The following is an 8,215-nucleotide window of genomic DNA, read 5'->3' as shown; positions in this document are numbered from 1 at the left end:
GGTTGCGTGAGAATGCGCAACGTATGGAAACGCGTTTGGGTAAATCCTCTTCGGCCTTCAAGGCGATGGGCGAAGACGAGCTTAAAACGCAAATGAAGATGTTTCAGGTTAGCTATGAAGAGCGAGATCAAGTACTTCGACCGTTAGGAGAGGCTGGCCAAGAGGCTGTGGGCTCGATGGGTGATGATACCCCGATGGCGGTTCTTTCTCATCGGGTACGCTCTGTCGCCGATTACTTTAGGCAAAAATTTGCTCAGGTAACAAATCCACCGATCGACCCGCTTCGTGAAGCGATTGTCATGTCGTTGGAAACCTGTGTGGGCGCAGAAAGAAATGTATTCGAGGAGTCACCTGAGCACGCTAAGCGTATTATTTTGACTACGCCTGTGTTGAGTCCAGCGAAATTCGCCGCCATTTTGAACAACGCGCTTGGATTTTCGTCAGCTACTATTCCGCTTCAGTTTGATGCATCACAAGGCCTTAAGGCAGCAATTGAGAGTGTCTGCAAGCAGGCGGAGCAAGCGGTGCGTGACGGAAATGTGATTATCGTTCTGTCAGACAGAGATATTGAACAAGGCAAGTTGCCGGTGAATGCGTTTATGGCGACCGGTGCTGTACACCATCATTTGGTGGAACAAGGACTGCGTTGCGATGCCAATATCATTGTCAAAACAGGCTTTGCTCGCGATCCGCATCATTTTGCAGTGTTGTTTGGTTTTGGTGCGACGGCGGTCTATCCGTATTTGTCTTATCAAATCATTAACGACCTCATCGAGAGTGGTGAGATGTTAATGGACCCGATTGAAGCGAAGAACAACTATCGCAAGGGGATTGGTAAAGGGCTTCTCAAAATTCTTTCGAAGATGGGCATTTCCACAATTGCATCGTATCGTGGCGCGCAGTTGTTTGAGTCTGTTGGTCTAGCGGATGATGTTGTTGATCTTTGTTTCAAAGGGGTCGCTAGCCGAATTAAGGGAGCGGACTTTGAGGATCTCCAAGCCGAGCAGGAACTGCTTGCGAAGGAAGCTTGGAAGGCGCGCAAGTCGATTCAGCCAGGTGGTCTTCTTAAATACGTGCATGGTCAAGAGTACCATGCCTTCAATCCTGATGTAGTCAATACGGTTCAGCGTGCAGTTGAGAGTGGCGATTACGGCATCTACAAAGAATATGCAGAGCTTGTAAACAAGCGCCCCGCTGCAACTTTGCGGGATCTATTTGTGGTTAGCGCCAATGCCAAAGAAATTCCTTTGAGCGAAGTCGAACCAGTAGAGAATATCTTTCCGCGTTTTGACTCTGCCGCGATGTCTTTGGGCGCTCTGTCGCCGGAAGCGCATGAGGCTCTAGCTGTTGCAATGAATACGTTGGGAGGTCGCTCTAACTCTGGTGAGGGTGGTGAGGATGTCGCCCGATATGGGACTATTAAGCGCTCCAAGATCAAGCAGGTCGCATCAGGCCGTTTTGGTGTTACACCGCATTATTTAAGCAGTGCTGATGTTATCCAGATTAAGGTGGCGCAGGGTGCAAAACCTGGAGAGGGCGGGCAGCTGCCTGGAGGAAAGGTGAACGATCTGATTGCTGAGCTTCGTTACTCAGTGCCAGGCGTAACGCTTATCTCGCCTCCACCGCATCACGATATCTACTCGATTGAAGACTTAGCGCAGCTGATCTTTGACCTGAAGCAGGTAAATCCGAAGGCTTTGGTTTCCGTCAAGCTAGTATCGGAGCCTGGTGTCGGTACGATCGCTGCGGGTGTTGCGAAAGCATATGCTGATTTGATTACCATCTCTGGCTACGACGGTGGTACGGCAGCAAGTCCATTAACATCGATTCGTTATGCTGGCTCTCCTTGGGAGCTTGGCTTGAGCGAGGCGCATCAGACCCTAAGAGGGAATGACCTGCGAGGGAATGTCCGCTTGCAAACCGATGGCGGTTTGAAAACTGGATTGGATGTTGTGAAGGCAGCTATTTTAGGTGCAGAAAGTTTTGGTTTTGGCACGACGCCAATGGTTGCGTTGGGTTGTAAGTACTTGCGTATTTGTCACCTCAACAATTGTGCGACGGGTGTTGCAACTCAGAATGAAAAACTGCGTGAGGAACACTTTAAAGGCACGGTTGAAATGGCGATGAATTTCTTCCGCTTTGTGGCAGAAGAAACGCGTGAGTGGATGGCTAAGCTTGGCGTTCGAAGTTTGGAGGAGTTGGTCGGCCGAACTGAATTGCTCGAAGTCCTTCCAGGTGCGACTGCGAAGCAGCAGNAATTGGATCTGTCACCGATTTTATCCGATGGTGATGTGGCAGAGGATAAGCCGCATACCTGTGAAGTTGAGCGAAATGTACCGTTCGATAAAGGATTGCTTGCAGAACGTATGATCGAAGCTTTATTGCCGGCTATTGAATCGAAATCAGGCGGTGAGTTCGAGTTTGATGTGACTAACTGTGATCGTTCGATTGGCGCACGGTTGTCTGGTGAAATTGCACTGCGACATGGTAATCAAGGGATGGCTGACAGCCCGATCACTTTGAGCTTGAAGGGCACTGCTGGGCAGAGTTTTGGTGTTTGGAATGCGGGTGGCTTGAATATGTATCTCGAAGGGGATGCAAACGACTATGTTGGTAAAGGGATGACCGGCGGTCGCCTTGTTGTGCAGCCACCGGCAGGAAGTGTTTTCAAAACACAAGAGACTTCTATTGTTGGTAACACCTGTTTGTACGGCGCAACTGGTGGAGAGCTGTTTGCGGCGGGAACGGCAGGTGAGCGTTTTGGGGTGCGTAACTCTGGAGCGAGTGCTGTCGTAGAAGGAGCCGGTGATCATTGTTGTGAATACATGACCGGCGGGTTGATTACGGTTCTTGGTGATACAGGCTATAACTTTGGAGCTGGCATGACAGGCGGATTCGCTTATGTGTTAGATCAAAACAATAGCTTTGTAGACAAGTACAACCACGAGTTGGTTGAGATTCAACGCATTTCTTCCGAAACGATGGAGCCTTATCGCAATCATTTGCGCGGCGTCATTCAGGAACATGTCGCTGCTACAAACAGTGCATGGGGTCAAGAAATTCTAGATAACTTTGATGACTTTACACCGCATTTTTGGCTAGTTAAGCCGAAGGCTGCAAGCTTGACGACTCTACTTAGTGCCGTCAGAACGCGGCCAGAGTAAGGGTGAGGTCTAATGGTTATTCTTAATGAGGTAAGACATGGCTAAGCGCTTAGATAATAACTTTCAATTTATTGAAGTAGGGCGTTGCGATCCGAAGAAAGTCCCAATGGCGGATAGAACCGAGGGCTTTGGCGAGATCTACGAAACATTTAAAACTGAGGAGGCTGCAGAGCAGTCTCATCGTTGCCTCGAGTGCGGAAACCCGTACTGTGAATGGAAGTGCCCGGTGCACAACTTCATACCGAATTGGCTCAAACTTGTGTCGGAAGGAAATATCATCGAGGCGGCTGAGCTAAGTCATCAGACAAACTCTTTACCAGAGGTTTGTGGGCGTGTTTGTCCTCAAGATCGGCTCTGTGAAGGGGCTTGCACACTTAATGATGGTTTTGGGGCGGTCACGATTGGTTCGGCGGAAAAGTACATAACCGATACAGCGTTCGCGATGGGCTGGCGTCCGGATATGTCCAAGGTTGTATGGACAGATAAGCGTGTTGCTGTGATTGGGGCTGGGCCTGCTGGTTTGGGTTGCGCAGATATTTTGGTTCGTAATGGCGTTAAACCGGTTGTTTTTGATCGTAACCCCGAGATTGGTGGTCTGCTGACGTTTGGGATTCCCGAGTTTAAACTCGAAAAGAACGTGATGTCACTGCGCCGGGAAGTGTTTAGTGAGATGGGTGTTGAATTCCGCTTGAACGTGGAGATTGGTAAAGATGTCACTATCGCTGAACTGCTTTCGGAATACGATGCAGTGTTTATGGGGATGGGTACTTATACTTACATGAAAGGCGGTTTTCCCGGTGAAGACTTGCCAGGCGTATACGATGCCTTGCCTTTTCTGGTTTCGAACGTTAACCGCCGTCTTGGTTTTGAAAAATCTGAAGAAGATTTCATCAATATGAAGGATAAGCGGGTTGTCGTTCTGGGAGGCGGAGACACTGCGATGGACTGTAATCGTACCTCGATTCGCCAGCAAGCAGATTCGGTAACCTGTGCTTATCGTCGTGATGAGGCAAATATGCCCGGTTCGCGCAAGGAAGTTCAGAACGCCAAAGAAGAAGGTGTGCAGTTTTTGTTCAACCGTCAGCCGGTAGCAATTGTTGGTGAGGATAAGGTTGAAGGCGTCAAGGTTGTTCAGACGAAACTGGGCGACCCTGATGAGAATGGCCGTCGTCGCCCTGAAGTTGTTCCGGACAGTGAAGAGATCTTGGCTGCAGATGCGGTATTGATTGCTTTTGGTTTCCGGCCAAGTCCTCCAGAGTGGTTGGGAGATGTTAAGGTCGGCGTTAATAGCTGGGGTGGCGTAGAAGCTCCGGAAATGGGCGACTTTCCTTTTCAGACAGCTAACCCGAAGATCTTTGCTGGTGGTGATATGGTGCGTGGTTCGGATCTAGTGGTGACTGCTATTGCTGAAGGCCGCAAAGCTGCTGAAGGTATTTTGGATTATTTGGACGTTTAATACGTCTTGTTTTAGCTTGAAAGGCACGGCGATCGTCGTGCCTTTTTACTTTGTATGGAAAAGAGAACACTATGAGTCAACTCAAGAATGATCGCTTTCTGAAAGCCTTGCTTCGTGAGCCTGTCGATGCCACACCAGTTTGGATGATGCGTCAGGCTGGTCGTTATCTTCCTGAATACAAAGCGACGAGAGCACAGGCTGGCGATTTTTTAAGTTTGTGTAAAAACAAGGAGTTAGCTTGCGAGGTGACCATTCAGCCTCTTGAGCGTTACGACTTGGACGCGGCTATTCTGTTCTCTGATATTTTGACCATCCCAGATGCGATGGGGCTTGGTCTTTACTTTGAGACTGGAGAAGGGCCGCGATTCAAGAAGGTTATTCGCAGTGAGAAAGACGTCGCTGATTTATCTGTCGTGGATACGGCCGCTGACTTAAGCTACGTGACCGATGCGGTCAGTGAAATCCACTCCGCACTTTCTGGTCGAGTACCTTTGATCGGTTTTTCAGGCTCGCCTTGGACCTTGGCAACCTACATGGTTGAAGGTGGCAGCTCAAAGGATTTTAGGCACATTAAAGCGATGATGTATCGTGAGCCTGAAACTTTGCATGCTTTACTGGATATATTGGCCGACTCGGTGATCGGCTACTTGAATGCTCAGATAGATGCGGGCGCACAAGCTGTTCAGATTTTCGATACTTGGGGTGGAAACCTTAGCGATCAGGCTTACATCGACTTTTCCCTTGCTTATATGAAGAAAATCGTCGCAGGTTTGAAGACTGAAGCGCGTGGCTTGCGGGTGCCATCGATTGTGTTTACCAAGGGCGGTGGGCTTTGGTTGGAGCAAATCGCTGACTGTGGTGCGAATGCATTGGGCCTGGATTGGACCATGAATATTGGTCGCGCACGCAGTCTTGTTGGCGATAAAGTTGCCTTGCAAGGTAATATGGACCCCAGTGTTTTGTATGCGAAGCCTGAGCAGATTCGAGCGGAAGTCGCGCGCATTTTGGGCGATTTCGGACAAGGTGCTGGTCATGTCTTCAACCTTGGGCATGGCATCCATCAGTTTGTAGACCCTGAGGCGCCAAAAGTCTTTGTCGATGCTGTTCACGAAATAAGCGCTCAATACCACGTTTAATCTTATGTTCAGCGTAAGCTGCGTCACAATTGCGGTGGCGCAGCGTTTATCCCTTCCTCTTCATGCCATACAATTTCAGCGTATCTCAAAATAAACAGGACCTTCAATGAGTCGCTCAATACGAGTCTGTGTACTTTTGCTTGCTTATCTGGTCTCAGCCTGCGGCGAATTTAACGTCGATGATCAAGATTTAAGTGATAATCGCCGAAATTTAGATGTCACCAATGATAACTCTGAAGAACTGCTATGGAGTGCTTATCAGGCTGCCTACTCTCCGTTCTATTACGCTCGTGTTGATCAGTTTCTTGATGCTTCAGGTCTGGTAGCGTCTTCGAGTCCAGTAACATGCTCAGGCGGTGGAAGCTATACCGCGAATTACCCAAATTCGGTTGGTGACGAGTATCGCGTACAAGATGCTTTTAGCATTGAGTTTGATGAGTGTGTTAGATCGAATGGTATTCAGTTAAATGGTCTTATTACCGGCCGTTATCTAGAGATTGAGGGTTATAACACCGAATTTTCTAATGTAGTCGATATTGATCATTGTGCATCTCGTGTGGTTCGCGATGACTTTGATGGAAGCGCAAGAGTGATTGCGGATCAGGCTGAGATGATATTATTCGACAAGCAGGGGCCGCGCTTATTTGTGCGCTATCTAAACGCTAATCCAACGGATAGAACCGAAGTGGTCGAACATGCGGTTTACGAGCTCAGCTTGAGCGAAGAAGCCGTCGTGTTGAATAGTTCATCTACAGTGAGCGGCTCTGTCCTTGATGCAGATGGTGCTTCAATTTATAAAGTCTCTGAGGGTTTAGAGGAAAAGGTAGACTGTACCTATTATGAGCGTCAAATAGATCTTGATCTCGCTAGTTTAACATTGGCTGCAAGCGACTCTACGCGAATCCTCAATGGAAGCGTTACGCTAACGCACACCCAGAACCGTGCAGAGAACAAAATATTGCGGATCACCTCTGAGGCGATCGCTAGCTCTCTCGTTTTGGGAAATTTGAGTGAGTCTTACACTTTGAATGATTTCGAATGGCGGATGGAATATGACGAACAATCACAGGCCACTTACGGTGCGTATTTTGATGCAGAGCTCGTTAATAATTTGAACGGTGCCATCGGAGAGGTTCGAGTAAGTAATGGTGTCGCTATGCGGGGTGCGCTAGCTGAGTTGCACCCCTCTAGTGGTATTCTGTCTCTTGATGGAATTAACGATGAGAATGCGGCTATGAATGTAAACAATGCGTCTTCCATCACTTTCGCTATTGAAGCGGATGGTGATCAGACAGGAGATGGCCGCGGTGATAAAACAGCAGAGAACTTCGATTTATCGTGGGTGCAGTTTTTGAATCGAGAGTTCGTTCGTCCTCCAGTAATTCCTGTTGAACAGCCAGATTCTGGTTCGAACCCGGACTTCGGAAATTTACTTCCATAACTATGGCAAAAACGAAAACAGCTTTTGTATGCACGGAATGCGGTGCTGATTTTTCAAAGTGGCAGGGTCAATGTCCTGAATGCGGGCAATGGAACACGGTTCAGGAAATCAGGCTCGGCTCTGCCAAGTCGTCACGTTCTTCAACTAAAACCGTCGGATATGCCGGCGCTGCGTCTGAAATAAAAACACTGAGTTCTATCGATCTTGCTGAGCAACCTCGCTTTAGCTCTGGTATAGGTGAGTTTGATCGCGTCTTAGGTGGCGGTTTGGTTCCCGGTTCAGCGATTTTGGTTGGCGGTCACCCGGGAGCGGGGAAGAGTACACTCCTGTTGCAAACGATGTGTCATCTCGCAGGACAACTTCCTGCGCTTTATATTACTGGTGAAGAGTCTTTGCAGCAGGTTGCTATGCGAGCTAAGCGGCTCGGTTTGACCGCTGATGCGCTTCAGATGTTTTCTGAGACAAGTGTTGAGGTGATCGAGCAGACTGTTCAGGCGACTCAGCCGAAAGTGATTGTCGTCGACAGTATTCAGGTGATGTTTAGTGAGTCCATTGAATCGGCGCCTGGAAGTGTGTCTCAGGTTCGTGAGTGCGCTGCCCGTCTTACTCGTCTCGCTAAGCAGACAGGGATGGTGTTGTTTTTGGTTGGTCATGTGACCAAGGAAGGCGCGATTGCCGGCCCGAAAGTTCTCGAGCATATGATTGATTGCTCGATCATGCTTGAGGGCTCAAGTGATACACGCTACCGAACATTGCGTGGCATCAAGAATCGTTTTGGCGCCGTCAACGAGCTTGGTGTTTTTGCGATGCAGGAACGTGGATTGATTGAAGTTAAAAATCCAAGCGCAATCTTTTTGAATCGAGGCGAAGAAGCCAGTCCTGGGAGTTCCGTTACTGTGCTTTGGGAGGGTACTCGGCCGCTGCTAGTGGAGTTGCAGGCGCTTGTTGATGAAAGTCAGGGCTCTTATCCCAAAAGAGTGGCGCTTGGTTTGGACCAGAATCGATTATCCATGCTGCT

5 protein-coding genes are annotated in these 8,215 nt (G+C 48.8%); all 5 read left to right on the top strand.

The genetic code is table 11. From position 1 onward, the window contains the following. The coding region (gene gltB, locus A3751_RS10695; protein WP_068455590.1) for a glutamate synthase large subunit at positions 1-3,164 on the top strand (3,164 nt) is incomplete at its 5' end. A gap of 37 nt (positions 3,165-3,201) precedes the next feature. After that, complete coding sequence (locus A3751_RS10690; protein ID WP_068455587.1) at positions 3,202-4,620, top strand: FAD-dependent oxidoreductase; 1,419 nt, start codon at positions 3,202-3,204, stop codon at positions 4,618-4,620. Between the two features lie 71 nt (positions 4,621-4,691). Beyond that, on the top strand, positions 4,692-5,756 hold the full coding sequence (gene hemE / locus A3751_RS10685; RefSeq protein ID WP_068455584.1) for a uroporphyrinogen decarboxylase: 1,065 nt from the start codon (positions 4,692-4,694) through the stop codon (positions 5,754-5,756). A gap of 106 nt (positions 5,757-5,862) precedes the next feature. Further along, positions 5,863-7,197 carry a hypothetical protein gene (locus tag A3751_RS10680; protein ID WP_068489808.1) on the top strand — a complete coding sequence of 445 codons (1,335 nt, stop codon included), beginning with the start codon at positions 5,863-5,865 and terminating at the stop codon, positions 7,195-7,197. A 2-nt stretch (positions 7,198-7,199) separates the two neighbouring features. Next, positions 7,200-8,215, top strand: a 1,016-nt coding sequence (radA, locus tag A3751_RS10675) for a DNA repair protein RadA (protein ID WP_068455578.1), incomplete at its 3' end; no start/stop codon positions are given.

Source organism: Oleiphilus sp. HI0080 (assembly GCF_001635135.1).
The sequence above is the reverse complement of the archived record's forward strand: the minus strand, read 5'-3'. Positions and strand labels throughout refer to the sequence as shown.